Below are 19,172 nucleotides of genomic sequence, written 5' to 3' on the forward strand. Positions count from 1 at the left end.
TTAAACCCAATTACAACGAAGATAAGGTGGAATAAGTGCCCGTGGTCAGCGCTGTTTCCCAGTTAAGCAGGAACTCGGTGAGCAATAATTCACGATTAACACCTACCACCGATAATAATTGATGGCGGCAATGGCCCAGCGCCTGGGCTGAATGGAGCAATACCGGTGTTGCGGCCATGCCAGCCAATTGCTGCACCAGAGGCAATTGATCCTGGTTGACGGCAAATTGACCCGCGCCTTGCTGCCATTTCAACGCATCCAACACCAATGAAGAGATCCATTGTAAGCGCTCTGGAGCATCATCATGGTTAAGTTGCGGTAATAACGACAGTAAATCCGAGCTGTGCAGTGCGCTATGCAATGCATGGCACAAAGTGGTTCTGGTGGCCCAGCGTTCCGGTTGCAGTAAACGCTCGGCCGCTAACGGCGCACCTTCACTCAATTTAAGTGCCGCCAGCATCGAGACAGGTTCTGCTGGAATCTGCCGCTGAAGCCATTGCAGGCTAAGCGCGGTATCCGGGCAGGCCAGATGCCAGTAAAAGCAGCGGCTGCGCAGTGTCGCAAGCAAACTGGCAGGTTGATGGCAATCAAGTAGAAAATAGGTTTTCTCTGGCGGCTCTTCCAACGTTTTTAACAACGCATTCGCCGCCGCATCGGTAAGCAACTCCGCGTGGGGAAGCCACACCACTTTTGCCCCGCCTTGCTGAGCATGAGAATAGAGTTTTTCAATCTGTTGGCGCACCAGCTCAACGCCGAGACTGCTTTTCCCTTTCTCCGGTGTCAGCACATACCAGTCCGGATGATTGCCCGCCAACATCAAGCGGCAACTATGACATTCACCACAGCTTTTCTCGCCTTGTCGTTGCTGGCACATCAACCAACGGCTAATACCGTAAATCAGTGCTTCTTCGCCATTTCCGGGCAAAGAGTGCAGCAGTAATGCATGATGACCTCGCCCGGCAATCTGCTGCCCTACCCACTGACGGTAAGGCGCAGTGAGCCACGGGTACCATTTCATTACGCTGTTTCTCGGCTGGTCAGCCATTGCTTCAGTACCTGGCTAATAGATTCACTGACTTGCTCAAGCGGTTGAGAAGCATCAATAGTTTTGATACTCGAATCGGTTGCAGCCAATTCGAGATAGCGCTCTCGGGTGCGCTCAAAGAAGGCCAGAGACTCTTGTTCAATCCGGTCTAATTCACCACGGGCGCGGGCGCGAGCCAGCCCAATAACTGGCGGTAAATCGAGATACAGTGTCAGGTCGGGGCGGAACTCCCCCAATACCGTGTCACGCAATGATGTCATCAGATTAATATCAATTCCGCGCCCGCCGCCCTGATAGGCTTGCGATGACAAATCATGGCGATCACCCACCACCCAACTGCCGCGCGCCAGTGCTGGTTTAATCACATTTTCAACCAATTGCACACGCGCAGCATACAACATCAGCACTTCGGCTTTGTCCGTCAGGACTTCACCATCAATACCTTGCTTAATCAAATCTCGCAGCTTTTCTGCCAGCGGCGTTCCCCCTGGCTCGCGAGTGAAAACAATATCGTTAATCCCCTGAGCGCGTAATGTGGCAACCACGGTGTCTCTGGCGGTGGTTTTCCCTACCCCTTCCAGCCCTTCAATAACGATAAATTTACTGTTCATTTTTATCCTTTAGCGATTGGCGATAAACCCGTACCGCTTGGTTATGACTGGCTAAATTGGTGGTAAAAGTATGGCCGCCCTTGCCGTCTGCTACAAAGTAGAGGTAAGGCGTTTTAGCCGGATGAGCGGCAGCCGTAAGTGATGCCAGCCCCGGCATCGCAATCGGCGTCGGCGGCAAACCAGATATTACATAGGTATTATAAGGCGTTGGCGTATCTAAGTCTTTACGACTAATGGTGCCATTATAGCTATCTCCCATCCCATAAATAACAGTCGGGTCCGTTTGCAGTCGCATACCAATACGTAGTCGATTAATAAACACCGACGCTACTTTGGTTCGCTCTTCATTGACCGCCGTTTCTTTTTCGATGATTGACGCCATAGTCACCAGGTCGCCTGGGGTTTTGTAAGGCAACGACTTATCACGCCCCTGCCAGATTTCATCGACTGTTTTTTCCATCTTCACATGGGCACGTTTGAGTAATGCCAAGTCAGTGGTTCCGGCAGTATATGAATAGGTATCTGGATAAAGCCACCCTTCAGGATGTTCGCTGTCCTTTAATCCCAGTAATACCGCGATTTCAGCATCACTCTTCCCATCCAATACATGCTTTATATATTTTGATTGTTGTAATTCATCCATCCAATCACGCAGCCGCTTTCCTTCAATAAAGCGCACGGTAAATTGGGCTTCTTTACCGCTGGCGAGCAGCTCCAGCATGCCGCGCACTGTCATCCCGGGAGTAAAGCGATAGGTACCCGCCTTGAATTTGGCTAACTCTGGTTCAAGGCGCAGCAGCCAGGGGAACCAGCGAGTATTTTTAATCAGGCCGTCGCGTTGCAGCAAATTCTCCAGTGCCACTCGTCCCGTCCCCGCAGGAAGTTTAAAGATGGTCTCTTGCTGGATAGCCAACGGCCTATCAGCAAAGTGTTGTACTCTCTGGTAACCCAACAGCAGCAATCCCAAACAGATAGCGACAAAAAGGATTAATGCTTTGGTGCTTTTTATTTTCATCGGGCGGCCATCTTCATATTAAAGGTAGTCATAGGTACAAAAATCAAAATCCTCATGAAGTCTATACTTCGCAGCAATGAAGATTTAAGAAATCAAATAACTGGCGCGAGTGGTAAACCCACGGTTCAGCGCGATTTACCGATTCAATCCTATTCACCGGGAGTAGCGGCATCAGCGCGTTACAAACGATAACTTCATCTGCATCAGCCAACACATCCACCGGTTGTGCCACAATTGTCACCTGCCGACCCTGCGTAGCCAGGCAGCTAATAATTCGTTGGCGCATAATGCCATCTACACCTGATTGGCACAGATCTGGGGTAAATATTTCATCCCCCTTACGCCAGAATAAATTAGCCGCACAGCATTCCACCAGCATGCCTTCAGTGTCAAGCACCAGTGCCTCATCCGCCGCTGTCTGCTCAAGATGCGCGCGAATCAATACCTGCTCCAAGCGGTTCAAGTGCTTAACCCCCGCCAGCAAGGGGCTACGTGCTAGCGATATCGGGCTGAGTGCCAGAGAAATCCCCCGTTCACGCCAACTATGATAATGAACAGGATAATCACTGAGAGAAATAATCCGTGTCGGATGCTGACATGTCGTGCCACTGTAACCTCGTCCGCCGCTTCCCCGACTGATAATCACTTTCAGCACCCCGTCTTCAGTATGGCTTGCGGCTTCAACCATTTCCTTGGTCAATGCATTCCAATTCACTGCGGGCATTAATAACCGCTCAGCCGCCAACTGCAAACGTAGTATATGTTTATCCAGCCACACAACGCGGCCGAGAGAGACTCTGGCGGTAGTAAAACAGCCATCGCCAAACTGCACAGAGCGGTCTGAAGCCGAAATCAAATTTTGTTCAACACCATTAATCCAGAACATTCAGATTCTCTTTAAATGGAAGGGGGTATTTACTCTATATTCAATTGGGAAAGAGGGATTGCCCATAAATATAAATTGTACCTGCTGACAGTATCAGATTTAAACCAATGGCTGTTTTCAGATTTGTCTCTTATTGGGACAATTATTATTGAGGGATGTTATGACTAATGCAGGACAAAGTTAATAAAAGACCCGGAAAACCGGGTCTCAGACTGCTGACAAACCTCGATAACTCGATCTTGCAAGGTGAGGGCAGGTAGAAGAGTAAAGCGTCCGCGCCAGGGACGGCGCGGCTCGAGCCCCCAGGGAGGGGTTTACGGCGTCTTTACGATCTGCCTGTTTTCACCGTTACGGGCACTTTGTCATTAACCTCAAGACCCGGAAAACCGGGTCTTTTAAGCAGCTGGAGCGTAACGACCAACGTTATACTTTGCGGAAAACCAAAGAACCGTTAGTGCCGCCAAAGCCGAAGGAGTTACACAGGGTGTACTCCAAACCGTTTACCTGACGAGCTTCGTGCGGAACAAAGTCCAAATCACAACCTTCATCTGGGTTATCCAGATTAATGGTGGCTGGAATAGCTTGATCACACAGTGCTAAGACAGTGAAGATAGATTCAACTGCGCCTGCTGCACCTAACAAGTGCCCAGTCATGGATTTGGTGGAACTGACCATCACTTTGGTGTCTCCACCAAATACAGACTTAACTGCCTGCGTTTCGGCTTTATCGCCAGCAGGAGTTGACGTGCCGTGGGCATTGATATAGCCGATCTGAGAGGTGCTCACACCCGCATCACGTAATGCATTTACCATTGCCAGCGCTGCTCCAGAACCGTCTTCCGGTGGAGAGGTCATGTGATAAGCATCGCTGCTCATCCCAAACCCAACAACTTCTGCGTAGATTTTTGCACCACGTTTTTTCGCGTGTTCGTACTCTTCCAGCACCATCATGCCTGCGCCGTCACCCAGAACGAAACCATCACGGTCTTTATCCCATGGGCGGCTTGCGGCTTGCGGATTATCATTACGAGTCGACAATGCACGAGCCGCGCCAAAACCACCGACACCCAATGGCGTACTGGCTTTTTCTGCACCACCTGCCAGCATGACATCTGCATCATTGTAAGCAATGATACGCGCCGCGTGGCCGATGTTATGCACACCAGAAGTACATGCCGTTGCGATAGAAATGCTTGGCCCCCGCATCCCACACATAATGGTCAAGTGGCCGGCAATCATATTAACAATGGTTGATGGCACGAAGAATGGGCTAATTTTACGTGGCCCACCGTTCACCAGCGCGGTGTGGTTTTCTTCAATCAGACCCAGCCCACCAATACCAGAACCTATAGCGGCACCGATACGGCTAGCATTGGCTTCGGTGACTTCAAGCCCTGAGTCTTGCATGGCTTGCATGCCAGCAACAATGCCGTACTGTATGAATGCGTCCATTTTGCGCGCATCTTTACGCGAAATGAACTCTTCACAATTAAAATCTTTCACTAAGCCAGCAAATCGAGTTGCATAGGCACTAGTATCAAAATGGTCGATCAGGCTGATGCCACTCTGCCCGGCAAGAACAGCTTTCCATGTGGATTCGACTGTATTACCGACAGGAGACAACATGCCCAGTCCAGTCACAACAACTCGACGCTTAGACACGGTTGTCCTCCAAGGAGGGAAAATAACACTTAGGACAAAAAAAACTTAGGCGGTCGAGTGACCGCCTAACTATCTAAACTTAAAGCATGTACGCTTACTGCTGGTTAGCGTTGATAAAATCAATAGCTGCCTGAACAGTAGTGATTTTTTCTGCTTCTTCGTCTGGAATCTCAGTATCAAATTCTTCTTCCAGAGCCATTACCAGCTCAACGGTGTCCAGAGAATCCGCGCCAAGATCTTCAACGAAAGAAGCACTGTTCTTCACTTCGTCTTCTTTAACACCCAGTTGTTCAACGATGATTTTCTTAACGCGTTCTTCGATAGTGCTCATACTCTTAAATTTCCTATCAAAACTCGCTTTCGCGATGGTTTTCGTAGTGTATAAAATGTTGAAAAAGATGCAACTAAATCTAGGCTGGTCAAACCACGATTTTACGCTATTTTGCGGTTTTTACCTCAAATAACGCAAATACTTTCGTGATTTTTAAATCATATACATGCCGCCATTGACATGTAACGTTTCACCAGAGATGTAGCTGGCCTCGTCAGAGGCTAAAAATGCAACTGCGCTGGCGATTTCTTTAGCTTCCCCAAGCCGGTTAGCTGGTACTTGGGCTAAAATGCCTGCGCGTTGTTCATCTGTCAACGCCCTAGTCATGTCTGTCTCAATAAAACCAGGTGCCACAACGTTGACAGTAATGCCACGTGAAGCAACCTCACGCGCCAAAGACTTGCTAAAACCGATCAGACCCGCTTTAGCTGCCGCGTAGTTAACCTGCCCTGCATTGCCCATTGTTCCAACTACAGAACCGATGGTGATGATACGCCCAAACCGCTTTTTCATCATAGCGCGCATTACCGCTTTTGACAGACGGAATACGGAAGTCAGATTGGTGTCAATAACCTCTTGCCACTCATCATCCTTCATACGCATCAGCAGGTTATCACGCGTAATACCTGCATTATTCACTAAAATGTCGACATCGCCAAATTCCGCACGAATCGTTGCCAGAACTGACTCGATTGACGCAGGATCCACGACATTCAGCATTAAACCTTTACCCTGCTTACCCAGATAGGCGCTAATCTCTTCGGCGCCCTTCTCACTGGTCGCGGTACCCACAACGCGGGCACCCCGTTCGACCAATAATTCTGCAATCGCACGGCCAATACCGCGGCTAGCGCCAGTTACCAGCGCAATTTTTCCTTCGAAGCTCATGTTACCCTCTTTCTTAGTTTTCAAGCGCGCTGGTCAGCGTAGCAACATCGTTTACCGGTGCTGCTACCAGAGTATCGACGATGCGCTTGGTCAAACCAGTCAAGACCTTACCCGGCCCAACTTCTAACAGCAGTTCAATACCTTCTGCTGCCATAAATTCAACACTCTCAGTCCAACGTACTGGATTATATAACTGGCGTACCAAAGCGCTACGGATAGCCTCTGGTGACACTTCAGTTTTCACATCGACGTTGTTGACGACAGGGAATAACGGCGCTTGGAATTCAATCTCTTCCAGTGCGGCGGCCAACTTATCGGCCGCAGGTTTCATCAGAGCACAATGAGATGGCACGCTGACAGGCAATGGCAAGGCACGTTTCGCACCGGCAGCTTTACAAGCCGCACCAGCACGTTCTACCGCCTCTTTATTCCCGGCAATAACCACCTGACCCGGTGAGTTAAAGTTGACCGGCGAAACCACCTGACCCAATGCTGCCTCTTCACAGGCTTTGGCAATGGATTCATTATCCAAACCAATAATTGCGTACATGGCACCGGTACCTTCAGGTACCGCTTCTTGCATCAGCTTGCCACGCAATTCTACCAGCCGAACCGCCTGTTTGAAATCCAGCACGCCCGCGCATACCAGAGCGGAGTATTCACCCAAGCTATGACCGGCCATTATCGCAGGCAGTTTACCGCCCTGATGCTGCCACACACGCCAAATAGCAACAGATGCCGTCAACAATGCCGGCTGGGTCTGCCACGTTTTATTCAATTCTTCAGCCGGGCCTTGTTGCACTAACTGCCACAGATCATAGCCCAGTACCGATGAGGCTTCACTGAAGGTCTCTTCAACTATCGGAAATTGTGCGGCCAAATCGGCCAGCATGCCAAGAGATTGAGATCCCTGGCCTGGAAATACCATTGCAAATTTCGACATTTTCTTTCCTGTTGAATCAAAAAACCTGTTAAACCAAAAAAGGTTCTGTTAAATCAGAAGCGAACCAGCGCTGAGCCCCAGGTAAAGCCGCCGCCAAACGCTTCCAGCAGCACTAACTGCCCACGTTGAATTCGCCCATCTCGTACTGCTTCGTCAAATGCCGCCGGTACAGATGCCGCAGAGGTGTTGCCATGGCGATCGAGCGTGATCACCACTTTATCCATCCCCATGCCTAATTTTTTAGCCGTTGCGCTAATAATACGCAGGTTAGCTTGATGCGGTACCAACCAATCCAGCGCTGAGCGATCCAGATTATTGGCCTGCAAAGTCTCGTCCACAATGTGGGCAAGCTCAGTGACCGCAACTTTAAAGACTTCATTACCGGCCATAGTGACATAGGCTGGCTGTTCTTGGTGTTGGCGATCCGGATATGGCAGGGCCAGCAATTCACCGTACTTACCATCTGCGTGCAAATGAGTAGAGAGAATGCCGGGCTCTTCTGATGCGCCTAATACTACGGCACCTGCACCATCACCAAATAAAATAATGGTGCCACGATCTTCTGGGTCCAGTGCGCGCGATAACATATCGGAGCCAATCACGATGGCATGCTTAACCGCACCACTTTTCACATATTGGTCAGCTACACTCAGCGCGTAGGTAAAGCCCGCACAGGCCGCAGCCAGATCGAAAGAGGCTGCATCTTCAATGCCCAGCATTTGCTGCACCTGACAGGCCGAGCTTGGGAAAGCATGGCTTGACGAGGTGGTAGCTACGATAATCAGCCCGATATCTTTCTTATCAATACCCTCATCAATAACGGCCATCTCCAGCGCTTTTTTTGCTGCCTGGAAGCCCATACTTGCGACTGTTTCATCCGGTCCAGCAATACGCCGCTCACGAATACCTGTCCGGGTGACAATCCACTCGTCCGACGTATCCACCATTTTTTCTAAATCAGCATTACTGCGCACTTGTACGGGCAGATAACTCCCCGTACCGAGAATCTTAGTATACATGTACAGTCAGTCACTCTTGGGTAAAACCGCTTCAAGGCGCGCGGCAATCCGTTGTGGGACTTGCCGCTGCACCGCCTGCACAGCCTGTTCGATGGCAACGGCAAATGCGCGTTGATTCGCAGCGCCGTGGCTCTTGATTACGATGCCCCGTAATCCTAACAGACATGCGCCATTATACTGGTCGGGGTTCAAATGACCGAACCGCTTTGCCACACGTTTTTGCAGCCAACGGCCAATAAGTTTAAGCCACCATGACTGTTTTTTGCCTTCGCCCGATGATTTGAGCAGTGACAAGAACATTCTTATCACACCTTCCATGGTCTTTAGAGTGACGTTACCCACGAAGCCGTCACAAACCATCACATCAGTCTTGCCTGTCAGCAGATCATTGCCTTCCAGATAACCAATATAGTTGATAGTCGGTGTATTTTTTAATACTGCGGCGGCTTCGCGGATATTATCCAACCCCTTGGTTTCCTCTTCGCCAATATTGAGCAAAGCAACACGCGGGTTTGTTATGCCAACAACTTCTTCTGCCATCACCGAACCCATGACGGCAAATTGCACCAGCATCGTGCTATCGCATTCGACGTTAGCCCCTAAATCCAGTACCACAGTTTTGCTGCGTTGCTGATTTGGGATGACCGTCATCAATGCCGGGCGCTCTATTCCATCCAGTGGCTTAATCATCATCTTCGCCAACCCCATCAATGCCCCAGTATTACCTGCACTCACACAGGCTGCTGCGTCACCGTTTTTGACAAGCTCTAATGCAATACGCATAGAGGTACCACGGCTGGCACGAATCGCTTGTGAGGGTTTAGCATCGCCGGCAATAACATGCTCAGCGGGGATTACCTGTAACCTTTCCAGCAACAAAGGATCGGCATTAACCAGTAACGAAGTGATGGTGTCGGGGTTCCCGACCAGCAGGAGTTTTAGTTTTGGATTAGAGGCCAGTGCCTGCAATGAAGCAGGCACTGTGACGTGGGGACCGAAATCCCCACCCATTGCATCTAACGCTAGGGTTAGACAAGTCAAGGTATCGCCTTGCTAAAGAAGATTAGCAAGTACTACTCAGCCGATAACCTTGCGGCCGCGGTAGAAACCGTCGGCTGTGATGTGGTGACGCAGGTGAGTTTCACCGGAAGTTTTGTCCACAGACAGAGTGGCAGTGGTCAGCGCATCGTGTGAACGGCGCATGCCACGTTTGGAACGAGTGGGTTTGTTCTGTTGTACGGCCATTGACCTTACTCCTTAATTACTTTCTTTAAACTGGCTAATACGGCAAATGGATTAGGTTTCTCCGCCTCTTCAGGCAGTTTGCCAAATACCATGTCCGCCTCGGACACTTCACAGTGTTCAGAATCATGTACCGGAACGACAGGCAGTGAAAGAATAATTTCGTCTTCAATCATAGCCAGCAGATCAACTTCGCCAAATTCATCGACTTCGATCGGCTCGTACGCTTCCGGTAATGCTTCAGCCTGCTCATCATTGACGATCGGGCTAAAACAATACGTTGTATGAACATGGTGTGCAAACGTGTTACCACAGCGCTGACACATCAATGTTACATCGACGTCCGCATGACCTGTAATAACCGCCAGACGCTGATTATCGATATTAAACGATAATGAGGCCACGACATCGCTGTCCACACTTACCACTGAGTCGGCTACTCGTGTAACCTGCTCAGGCGAATAGATACCTGCGTAATCTAAACGTTTCTGAGCGGTACGAACCGCATCAATGGTCAGGGGTAATTTTACCTTTTGCATAGGGCGCGCATATTAACTTTGTAACGACATAGAGTCAAAGAAAAAGGCCGTTTTACTGCACCTTTCACCAATATTCGCTTCCGAAGCGGCAGACAGTTTAAAATGCCTGATTAAATTACGCCACGGTTTATGGAAAATATTATGCCGCAATTAGTTCTCGCCTCAACATCATCATATCGCCGCGCATTGCTGGAAAAATTGCAATTACCCTTTATCACTGCTGCGCCGCAAACTGATGAAAGCCCATTGCAAGACGAGAGCGCAAGCGCGCTGGTGCAACGGCTGGCACGCGCCAAGGCCCAAGCTCTGACCACTCATTACCCACAACACTTGATAATCGGTTCTGATCAAGTGTGTGTTATTAACGGCACCATCGTCGGCAAGCCCCATAATCATGCCAATGCAGTCAAGCAGTTAACACAAGCCAGCGGCCAATGTGTCACTTTTTATACCGGGCTGGCGCTGCTCAATACAGCAACCGGTAGCCATGATTGCCTGTGCGAAACATTTGATGTTTATTTCCGCAGATTAACTAGCGCAGAAATTGAGGGTTATTTAGTGCGGGAACAACCATGGAATTGTGCAGGCAGTTTTAAAAGTGAAGGGTTGGGCATCACTTTATTTGACAAGTTATCAGGCCGTGATCCGAATACACTCATCGGCCTGCCATTAATCGCCCTCACCCAAATGTTAATTGAGCAAGGGGTCAATCCCTTACTTTAAAATGCGGATAGCTTTAAAACGGCTAGCCGCATTTTAAATCGCAGCTTTCTTGCGTAATACCGCCAGGCAATGGCGCAATTGATTATCCAGTGGTGCTTCAATGCGCATGGTTTCACCGGTATTTGGGTGTTCAAAACGCAAGGCCGCGGCATGCAGGAATAAGCGATGTAACCCTGTTCCCTGCAATTGGCTATCAAATTCCCGGTCACCATAACGATCGTCAAAAGCGATTGGGTGACCAGCATGCAGTGCGTGCACGCGAATCTGGTGGGTACGGCCAGTGATCGGGCTGGCTTTGACCAGAGTAGCATGCTCAAAACGCTCTTCTATTTTAAAGCGCGTTTCGGATGGCTTACCTTCGCTACTGACTTTCACCATGCGCTCGCCACTTTGCATAATATTCTTCAGTAAAGGCGCTTGCACCGCTTTGCAATGTGATTGCCACTGCCCGCGCACCAACGCTAAATAATCTTTCTGCATCCCTTTCAAACGCAACTGCTCATGTAAAGAACGTAAAGCCGAGCGTTTTTTGGCTACCAACAAAACACCGGAGGTATCGCGGTCAAGGCGGTGAACCAATTCCAGGAAGCGAGCTTCAGGCCGCAGGGCGCGTAATGCTTCAATTACCCCAAAACTTAAACCGCTGCCACCATGTACAGCAGTGCCGGAAGGTTTGTTTAATACTAAGAGATAATCGTCTTCAAATAGAATGCAATCGGCCAGCGCGGCAACTTTATCAAGTTTAGCTGATACCTGAATCTCTTCGCGCTCGGCGACACGTACCGGTGGTACACGAACCACATCACCGTCAGCCAGCTTATATTCTGGCTTAATGCGCCCTTTATTAACGCGGACCTCACCTTTGCGCACGATGCGATAGATCATACTCTTTGGCACACCTTTCAATTTCGTGAGCAAAAAGTTATCGATCCGCTGACCGGCCTCGTCGGCAGAAATGGTGATTAATTGTACTGCTGGATTATTCGTTTTCATGGGGCGCGATTCTAAATACACCGAGGAATTAGCGCCACCCCTTTTTCTGTGCTTAACTGTCAATCTGACTATTTAAAGATAACGTTTGCGCGCATTTATTGTTTAATAAGACAACGATAGCCGCCAACACTGTGAATACAGTAAAAGAATCTTTACTTAGACAGGTAAAGTCATCTTGCTATATCAGTGTCAGCAATGGAATAATGTGGTTAATTCTGCGTTGATTCTCGTTAGGCCAAGAGACTTGTGGAATAATAAACTTTGCCTGATCACACAAAAACGCAGCAATGGCGTAAGACGTAATGTGAAATCAAGCAATTAGCGGGCTGCGGGTTGCAGCTTGGTCGGCAAGTGGGTAAGGCTCTGTTGTCTTATATTCAGAAGCTACCCTTTATATAAAAAGCGCTGTTTTTCAGAAAGAAACGCAGGCTTACCGAAATAATGCGCCCCTATGCAGGCGACAACCGTGAGGTTGACGGCTTTGCTAGAAGACTCGGGGTCATCGGTTTACCCGACCATAGAGGTTATTTTGCCCGCAGTTCTAACGCCAATGTAAAAAAAACGAGTAAGTTAAAGATGAAAAGAATGTTGATTAACGCAACTCAGCAAGAAGAGTTGCGTGTTGCCCTTGTAGATGGACAGCGGCTGTATGATTTGGATATTGAAAGCCCAGGTCATGAACAGAAAAAAGCGAATATTTACAAAGGTAAAATCACCCGAATCGAACCCAGTCTGGAAGCCGCTTTTGTTGATTACGGCGCTGAACGACATGGTTTTCTCCCATTAAAAGAAATTTCTCGCGAATATTTCCCTAGTAATTATTCCTCTCATGGCCGCCCAAACATCAAAGATGTGCTGCGCGAAGGCCAGGAAGTTATTGTTCAGGTTGATAAAGAAGAACGCGGTAATAAAGGTGCCGCACTCACCACTTTCATCAGCCTGGCAGGTAGTTATTTAGTTCTGATGCCTAACAACCCACGTGCCGGTGGTATTTCTCGCCGCATCGAAGGTGATGACCGCACTGAACTGAAAGAAGCCCTATCCTCCCTGCAATTGCCAGATGGCATGGGTTTGATTGTGCGTACCGCCGGTGTAGGTAAATCTGCGGATGCGCTGCAATGGGACTTATCATTCCGTCTGAAGCACTGGGATGCGATTAAAAAAGCCGCTGAAGGCCGCCCTGCGCCATTCTTGATCCATCAGGAAAGTAACGTAATTGTTCGTGCTTTCCGTGATTATCTACGCCCGGACATCGGCGAAATACTGATCGATAACCCTAAAGTTCTCGAACTGGCTAAAGAGCATATCGCAGCGCTTGGCCGCCCGGATTTCAGCAGCAAAATCAAATTGTATAGTGGCGAAATCCCATTATTCAGTCACTACCAGATTGAGTCACAGATTGAATCTGCGTTCCAACGTGAAGTGCGTCTGCCTTCCGGTGGTTCTATCGTTATTGATACCACCGAAGCCCTGACAGCGATTGATATCAACTCCGCACGTGCTACCCGTGGTGGAGATATCGAAGAAACGGCATTCAATACCAACCTTGAAGCCGCCGATGAAATTGCCCGTCAGTTGCGTCTACGTGACTTAGGTGGCCTGATTGTCATCGACTTTATCGATATGACACCGGTACGCCACCAACGTGAAGTAGAAAACCGCCTACGTGATGCCGTTCGTCAAGACCGTGCGCGTATCCAGATTGGCCGCATCTCTCGCTTCGGTTTACTGGAAATGTCCCGCCAGCGCCTCAGCCCATCACTGGGTGAGTCAAGCCACCATGTGTGCCCACGCTGTAGCGGTACCGGTACCGTTCGTGACAACGAATCTCTGTCACTTTCTATTCTGCGTTTGATTGAAGAAGAAGCGCTGAAAGAGAATACCCATGAAGTTCACGCCATTGTGCCGGTACAAATTGCATCGTATCTGCTGAACGAAAAGCGTGAATCTGTTAATGCCATCGAAAAACGCCAGGGTGGTGTGCGGGCAGTGATCGTACCAAACGATCAGATGCAAACGCCGCATTACTCTGTACTTCGTGTACGCAAAGGCGAAGAAGTCCCTTCTCTCAGCTATTTGCTGCCACAGCTGCATGAAGCTGAAATGGCACAACCGTTGGAAGAAGCGACCATCGAACGTAAACGCCCAGAGCAACCTGCGCTGGCGACGTTCTCTCTGCCAACAGAAGTGCCACCAGAGTCAGCCCCTGCTGCTGCGAATGTTAAACCAACAGCCGCACCACAGGCCGCAACAGCTGCGGTGGCAGAACAACCTGGTTTCCTTAGCCGCCTGTTCAGTGGGCTGAAAGGTCTCTTCGGTGGTTCAACAGAAACTGAAGTGAAGCCGGTTGAAGTTGAGAAAACTGAAACCAACGAAAACCGTCGTAATGATCGCCGCAATCCTCGCCGCCAGAATAATGGCCGCAAAGACCGTGGTGACCGCACGCCGCGCGAAGGTCGTGATAACAGTAGTCGCGACAACAATGCCCGTGATAATAGCACTCGTGATAACGGCAACCGTGACAATGCTAACCGCGATAATAGCAATCGCGAAGGCCGTGACGATCAGCGCCGCAATAATAGACGCCCGGCGCAACAAGCAACGGCACCACAGGCACAGACTGAAGTTGTTGAAGCAGATAAAACACAGCGTGAAGAGCAGCCAGCGCGTCGCGGTGATCGCCAACGTCGTCGTCCACAAGATGATAAACGCCAGGTATCACAAGACGTTAAAGCTAAAGTTGATGCGGATGTCGTCACAGCTGTAGTCGAAGAAGCACAACCTGAGCAAGAAGAACGTCAACAAGTGATGCAGCGCCGTCAACGTCGCCAATTGAATCAGAAAGTCCGTATTCAATCCGCGAATGATGAGCTGAATGTTCTGGAAAGTTCTGTTAGCGAGCCAGTTTCCCACATTGCTGCGCCAGTCGTGCAGGAAGAAGTGAAATTGCTGCCGCAAGCAAGCTCTCAGGCCGATGATGAAGCAACAAACGATCGTAATGGCAACAATGAAAATGGCATGCCACGTCGCTCTCGCCGCTCACCTCGCCACCTGCGTGTCAGTGGTCAACGCCGTCGCCGCTATCGTGATGAGCGCTACCCAACCCAGTCAGCTATGCCGCTGGCGGGTGCTTTCGCCTCACCAGAAATGGCATCAGGTAAAGTGTGGGTGCGTTATCCAGTAGCTCAACCGTTTGAACCCGCCTTTGTGGAAAATCCGGTTGAAGAACAACAGCCAGTTGAGTACGTGCAGGAAGTTACTGCTGTAGTAGAACAAGTCGCTGTAGTTGCAGCACCTGTTGTTGCTGCTGCCGTAGCTGAAACTGTCGTGCCGACTCCAGCCCCGCAACACAAACCAGGTGGTTCTTCATCATCCGCTGCTGCCGTACCGGGCCGTGCGCCGGTTGTTGTAGAAACGGCAATTGTGGAAACGGCAATGGTAGAAACGGTAACTGTAGCGCCAATCGTTGAAACCCATGCTGTTGAAGAACCTACACAGGTAACTGAAATTGCACCAGCAGCAGAAACTATCACGGCAGTCGAGCCAGTGATTGAAGACGCTGTGGCAACAGAAACTGTAGTTGAAGCGACAATCGAACCCGTCGCTGTCATGGAAGAAGCCGTAACCCAAGAGCCTGTTGTTGAAGAAACAGCAGCTGTAGTTGATGACGTGACAGTCGCTGAAAAAGCTGTAGTTGAAGAGGCTATAGTTGAAGAAGCTGTAGTTGAAGATGTGACAGTTGAAGAAGCGGTGGTTGAAGCACCAATCGTGGCGGAAACAGTGGTTGAAGATTCTGTGGCAGAAGAAGCTACGGTAACTGAATCACCAACCGACACAGCTCCTGTTGCCGTTGCACCGCAGCAGCCAGTTGTTGCTCATCCCGAAGGTGTGTTATTCAAGCACTATGCTTCAGCGCCAATGACTAAAGCACCGGCACCTGATTACCAACCAGCATCGCCAAGCCAAGGCCATTGGGAACGTCCAGCCTTTGATTTTGCAGGTAAAGGTTCTGCGGGTGGTCATGCGGCAGCAACTAAGGCAACAGCACCAGCAACAAAGCCACAATCAGTTGAATAGTAGCAATATCGTTCGGCCCTAATAGTGCAAAACCCGCCATTTTGAAGTGAACCCCGAAAGTTGGACACCCAGCGAGTAGGGGTTTTGCGTTTAATGGGTAAAAGAAAATACACAACTGAATTCAAGCGTCAGGTTGTTCTCCACTTCCTCAACAGTGATGATGGAGCCAGGCGTACCGCCCGACTATTTGGTCTTGACCACGGTACGGTTCGCCTCTGGACCGAGCACTGGAAAGCCAGCGGAGAGAATGGCTTCACCATCACGACCAAAAAATATTCCGCTGCCTTCAAGGGGGCGGTACTTCTCTGGATGCAGGATAATCATCAGTCCTCCCGCAAAGCGGCCGCAAAATTCAACATTGCGACAGCCTGCACCATCAACAGATGGGCGCGACTTTACCGCGAAGGGGGTATTATTGCGCTTCGCAACAAACCCAGAGGACGACCGACTATGTCAGGGAAGAAAAAGCATTCTGCTCAGGAAGCAACGGCCCCTTACCCGGAGTTCCGCAGCATAGAAGAAGAGCTGGAATATCTGCGTGCAGAGAACGCCTACTTAAAAAAGCTGCGTGCCTTGATTCAGGAGAAGCAGCGGAAAAAACGCGAATAATCACTGAATTAAGGCATCTGTATAAACTGGCGACCTTGCTTTACGTGGCCGAACTTCCGCGCAGCACCTTCTACTGGCAGGTAAAATCCAGTGGTCGTGAAGAGACTTATGCGGATGAGAAACAAAGAATAAAAACCCTGTTTCACCATCATAAAGGTCGCTATGGTTACCGCAGAATAACGCTGGCCCTACGCAATGAGGGCGGGAGTCTTAACCATAAAACCGTACGAAAACTCATGCGGCAACAGCAGCTTGCATCTAACCTGCGTCGTAAAAAATATCAGTCATATCAGGGTGCCTACGGTAAAGTGGTCCCTAATATACTTGCTCGAAAATTTACTGTCGAAGCCCCTAACCAGAAGTGGGTAACGGATGTGACCGAGTTCAACGTCAGGGGTAAAAAGCTGTATCTGTCACCCGTGCTGGATCTGTATAACAGCGAAGTCGTTGCCTGGCAGATGGATACGCATCCCGGAATGAACCTGATTGATAAAATGCTTGATGATGCGCTACAGAAGTTGAACTCAGGCGATGAACCTGTACTTCACTCGGATCAGGGCTGGCAATATCAGATGGCAAGCTATCAGAAAAGGCTGGGGTCTGGCGAAGTAAAGCAAAGTATGTCGCGCAAGGGCAACTGCCTGGATAATGCTGTGATAGAAAACTTTTTTGGTCTGCTGAAGACTGAATGCTGGCACAATGAAAAATACGAAGATGTAGAACAACTGAAAAAAGCGGTGGATGAGTATATCCATTACTACAACAACGAAAGGATCAAAGTAAAATTAAACGGCCTGAGTCCGGTGCAGTACCGAAATCAGGCCATGTCAACCGCCAGGAAAAGTGTCCAATAAATGGGGTTCACTTCAATTTGGCGGGTTTTTTATTGAACAAATACTCTCACGCGATTTGCTTCACTTTCTTTATCTCAAGGCTTTCCAACTTGCCTTCAAGAGCTTTGACAAACGCTTTGAAGTGCTCGGTTTTATTATGTTTTTCTAATGCATCCTCAGATGCCCAGCGCTCAAAAAACACAAAAGAGCCTTTTTGGTCGCTTTCAGCATGGAGATCATATTGCAGATTCCCCTTCTCTTCACGACTCGGTTCGATAACCTGATGAACTGCGGCTGTAACCTCAGCAATAAACTCAGGTTTCGCTACTAAGCTGGCAATAACACGAACTTCCATAGTTATTCTCCCATCTGTACATTTAACTAGCGTATTTGACGATAAATCAATCGCTCACCCACTTGGGCAATTTCTCGAAACCTCTCTATAAAAGCCCCTTTTTACCCTATTTTCAACTTACTAAAAATATTGTTTTCACCTTAGCCGTAACAATCAGATGCATCTGGAGCACTTTCCGCTTATCCTTAGACCCCGCCGGAAACAGCACAAAAACCCCGATATCTCATCATGACTGCGGAGCCCGTTGAATGACTGTACAACCCCAAACCCTGAAAATTCGCCGCCCCGATGACTGGCATATTCATTTACGTGATGACGAAATGCTCAGTACCGTGCTGCCCTATACTTCCGAGGTGTTTGCTCGGGCTATTGTCATGCCAAACCTGACACCCCCGATAACCACAGTTGCCAGTGCCATTGCCTATCGGGAACGTATTTTGGCGGCAATTCCTGCGGGCCATAAATTCACACCGCTAATGACGTGCTACCTGACCAATACTCTGGACGTCAATGAACTGACTCGCGGTTTTGAACAAGGTGTGTTTACCGCCGCTAAGCTTTATCCGGCCAATGCCACCACCAACTCAACCCATGGTGTTTCTGATATTCCAGCAATTTATCCGCTGTTTGAACAGATGCAGAAGATAGGCATGCCGTTACTGATCCACGGGGAAGTCACTGACGCGGCTGTGGACATTTTTGATCGTGAAGCGCGCTTTATTGACCAAATCCTGGAACCGATACGCCGTCAATTCCCAGAACTGAAAATTGTCTTTGAGCATATCACCACCAAAGACGCAGCCGATTATGTGCTGGCAGGCAATCGTTTCCTTGGTGCGACCATCACCCCTCAGCATTTAATGTTCAATCGTAATCACATGTTGGTTGGCGGAATTCGCCCTCACCTATTCTGTTTGCCGATCCTAAAACGTAGCACTCATCAAGAAGCCCTGCGTCAAGCGGTTACCAGTGGCTCTGAGCGCTTCTTCCTCGGAACTGACTCAGCACCGCATGCCAAACATCGTAAAGAGTCATCATGTGGCTGTGCAGGTGTATTCAATGCCCCGTCGGCACTTCCAGCGTATGCCTCTGTGTTTGAAGAGATGAACGCACTGCAACATTTGGAAGCATTCTGCTCTTTGAACGGCCCACGTTTTTATGGTCTGCCCGTTAATGAAGATTTTGTTGAATTGGTTCGGGTTCCGTTCCAACAACCAGAAGAAATCTCACTCGGAAACGAATCTATTATTCCTTTCCTTGCCGGCCAGACCATCAACTGGTCAGTTAAAGCTTAATAGCTATGGCGGTAGAGCGCGCTTTTCTCTACTGCCTCAAATTTTTTTATCCGCCAGTTGCAGCCCGAACACTTATACTGTATAAATAACCAGCATGAATATTCGG

At 49.2% G+C, this 19,172-nt stretch carries 18 protein-coding genes; 4 read left to right on the plus strand and 14 right to left on the minus strand.

What is annotated here, in order from left to right; all coding sequences use genetic code 11:
* Window positions 1-10: 10 nt before the first annotated feature.
* The 12 genes from holB to yceD form a co-directional block, all read right to left on the minus strand.
* Window positions 11-1,018 carry a DNA polymerase III subunit delta' gene (holB, locus tag FGL26_RS06925; RefSeq protein ID WP_005170707.1) on the minus strand — a complete coding sequence of 336 codons (1,008 nt, stop codon included), beginning with the start codon at window positions 1,016-1,018 and terminating at the stop codon, window positions 11-13.
* Complete coding sequence (tmk, locus tag FGL26_RS06930; RefSeq protein WP_138060224.1) at window positions 1,018-1,656, minus strand: dTMP kinase; 639 nt, start codon at window positions 1,654-1,656, stop codon at window positions 1,018-1,020. Before tmk ends, holB begins: the two co-directional genes overlap by 1 nt.
* Window positions 1,646-2,671, minus strand: a complete 1,026-nt coding sequence (mltG, locus tag FGL26_RS06935; protein WP_005170713.1) for an endolytic transglycosylase MltG — start codon at window positions 2,669-2,671, stop codon at window positions 1,646-1,648. The genes tmk and mltG overlap by 11 nt, the downstream gene beginning before the upstream one ends.
* Before the next feature lie 61 nt (window positions 2,672-2,732).
* Window positions 2,733-3,557, minus strand: coding sequence for an aminodeoxychorismate lyase (gene pabC, locus FGL26_RS06940; protein ID WP_005170716.1), 825 nt, complete (start codon window positions 3,555-3,557; stop codon window positions 2,733-2,735).
* 423 nt (window positions 3,558-3,980) lie between these two features.
* Complete coding sequence (gene fabF / locus FGL26_RS06950) at window positions 3,981-5,219, minus strand: beta-ketoacyl-ACP synthase II (protein ID WP_005170730.1); 1,239 nt, start codon at window positions 5,217-5,219, stop codon at window positions 3,981-3,983.
* Window positions 5,220-5,313: 94 nt separating this feature from the next.
* Window positions 5,314-5,550 carry an acyl carrier protein gene (acpP, locus tag FGL26_RS06955; RefSeq protein WP_002220787.1) on the minus strand — a complete coding sequence of 79 codons (237 nt, stop codon included), beginning with the start codon at window positions 5,548-5,550 and terminating at the stop codon, window positions 5,314-5,316.
* Between the two features lie 153 nt (window positions 5,551-5,703).
* Window positions 5,704-6,438 carry a 3-oxoacyl-ACP reductase FabG gene (gene fabG / locus FGL26_RS06960; protein ID WP_005170732.1) on the minus strand — a complete coding sequence of 245 codons (735 nt, stop codon included), beginning with the start codon at window positions 6,436-6,438 and terminating at the stop codon, window positions 5,704-5,706.
* Window positions 6,439-6,451: 13 nt separating this feature from the next.
* Window positions 6,452-7,381, minus strand: a complete 930-nt coding sequence (gene fabD / locus FGL26_RS06965) for an ACP S-malonyltransferase (protein ID WP_005170734.1) — start codon at window positions 7,379-7,381, stop codon at window positions 6,452-6,454.
* 53 nt (window positions 7,382-7,434) lie between these two features.
* Window positions 7,435-8,400 carry a beta-ketoacyl-ACP synthase III gene (locus FGL26_RS06970; protein WP_005170737.1) on the minus strand — a complete coding sequence of 322 codons (966 nt, stop codon included), beginning with the start codon at window positions 8,398-8,400 and terminating at the stop codon, window positions 7,435-7,437.
* Window positions 8,401-8,406: 6 nt separating this feature from the next.
* Window positions 8,407-9,441 carry a phosphate acyltransferase PlsX gene (plsX, locus tag FGL26_RS06975; protein ID WP_005170740.1) on the minus strand — a complete coding sequence of 345 codons (1,035 nt, stop codon included), beginning with the start codon at window positions 9,439-9,441 and terminating at the stop codon, window positions 8,407-8,409.
* A 36-nt stretch (window positions 9,442-9,477) separates the two neighbouring features.
* Window positions 9,478-9,645, minus strand: a complete 168-nt coding sequence (gene rpmF, locus FGL26_RS06980; protein WP_002210931.1) for a 50S ribosomal protein L32 — start codon at window positions 9,643-9,645, stop codon at window positions 9,478-9,480.
* Window positions 9,646-9,650: 5 nt separating this feature from the next.
* The gene (yceD, locus tag FGL26_RS06985) at window positions 9,651-10,181 is read right to left on the minus strand and encodes a 23S rRNA accumulation protein YceD (RefSeq protein WP_004709643.1); all 531 of its coding nucleotides are present in this window, start codon (window positions 10,179-10,181) and stop codon (window positions 9,651-9,653) included.
* A 141-nt stretch (window positions 10,182-10,322) separates the two neighbouring features.
* On the opposite strand from yceD, the gene FGL26_RS06990 reads away from it, so the two are divergent.
* Complete coding sequence (locus tag FGL26_RS06990) at window positions 10,323-10,904, plus strand: Maf family protein (protein WP_005170743.1); 582 nt, start codon at window positions 10,323-10,325, stop codon at window positions 10,902-10,904.
* A gap of 33 nt (window positions 10,905-10,937) precedes the next feature.
* Here FGL26_RS06990 and rluC read toward each other — a convergent pair whose 3' ends face one another.
* Window positions 10,938-11,897 (minus strand): 23S rRNA pseudouridine(955/2504/2580) synthase RluC, encoded by a 960-nt coding sequence (gene rluC, locus FGL26_RS06995; RefSeq protein WP_005157930.1) that lies wholly within the window; start codon window positions 11,895-11,897, stop codon window positions 10,938-10,940.
* 576 nt (window positions 11,898-12,473) lie between these two features.
* On the opposite strand from rluC, the gene rne reads away from it, so the two are divergent.
* Window positions 12,474-15,974 carry a ribonuclease E gene (gene rne / locus FGL26_RS07000; protein ID WP_005170746.1) on the plus strand — a complete coding sequence of 1,167 codons (3,501 nt, stop codon included), beginning with the start codon at window positions 12,474-12,476 and terminating at the stop codon, window positions 15,972-15,974.
* Window positions 15,975-16,067: 93 nt separating this feature from the next.
* Window positions 16,068-17,437, plus strand: a protein-coding gene (locus tag FGL26_RS07005) for an IS3-like element IS1664 family transposase (RefSeq protein WP_102990171.1) whose coding sequence is annotated in 2 segments (ribosomal slippage) — window positions 16,068-16,530 and window positions 16,530-17,437 — 1,371 coding nt in all. Because the reading frame shifts where the segments join, the coding sequence is not laid out codon by codon here.
* Between the two features lie 46 nt (window positions 17,438-17,483).
* On the opposite strand, the gene FGL26_RS07010 is transcribed toward FGL26_RS07005, so the two are convergent.
* Window positions 17,484-17,771 carry a putative quinol monooxygenase gene (locus FGL26_RS07010; RefSeq protein WP_005170755.1) on the minus strand — a complete coding sequence of 96 codons (288 nt, stop codon included), beginning with the start codon at window positions 17,769-17,771 and terminating at the stop codon, window positions 17,484-17,486.
* Window positions 17,772-18,019: 248 nt separating this feature from the next.
* Between FGL26_RS07010 and pyrC the strand changes: the two genes are divergently transcribed.
* Window positions 18,020-19,066 carry a dihydroorotase gene (pyrC, locus tag FGL26_RS07015; RefSeq protein ID WP_005170759.1) on the plus strand — a complete coding sequence of 349 codons (1,047 nt, stop codon included), beginning with the start codon at window positions 18,020-18,022 and terminating at the stop codon, window positions 19,064-19,066.
* The last annotated feature ends 106 nt before the right edge of the window (window positions 19,067-19,172 follow it).

Source organism: Yersinia enterocolitica subsp. enterocolitica (assembly GCF_901472495.1).
Lineage (GTDB): Bacteria > Pseudomonadota > Gammaproteobacteria > Enterobacterales > Enterobacteriaceae > Yersinia > Yersinia enterocolitica.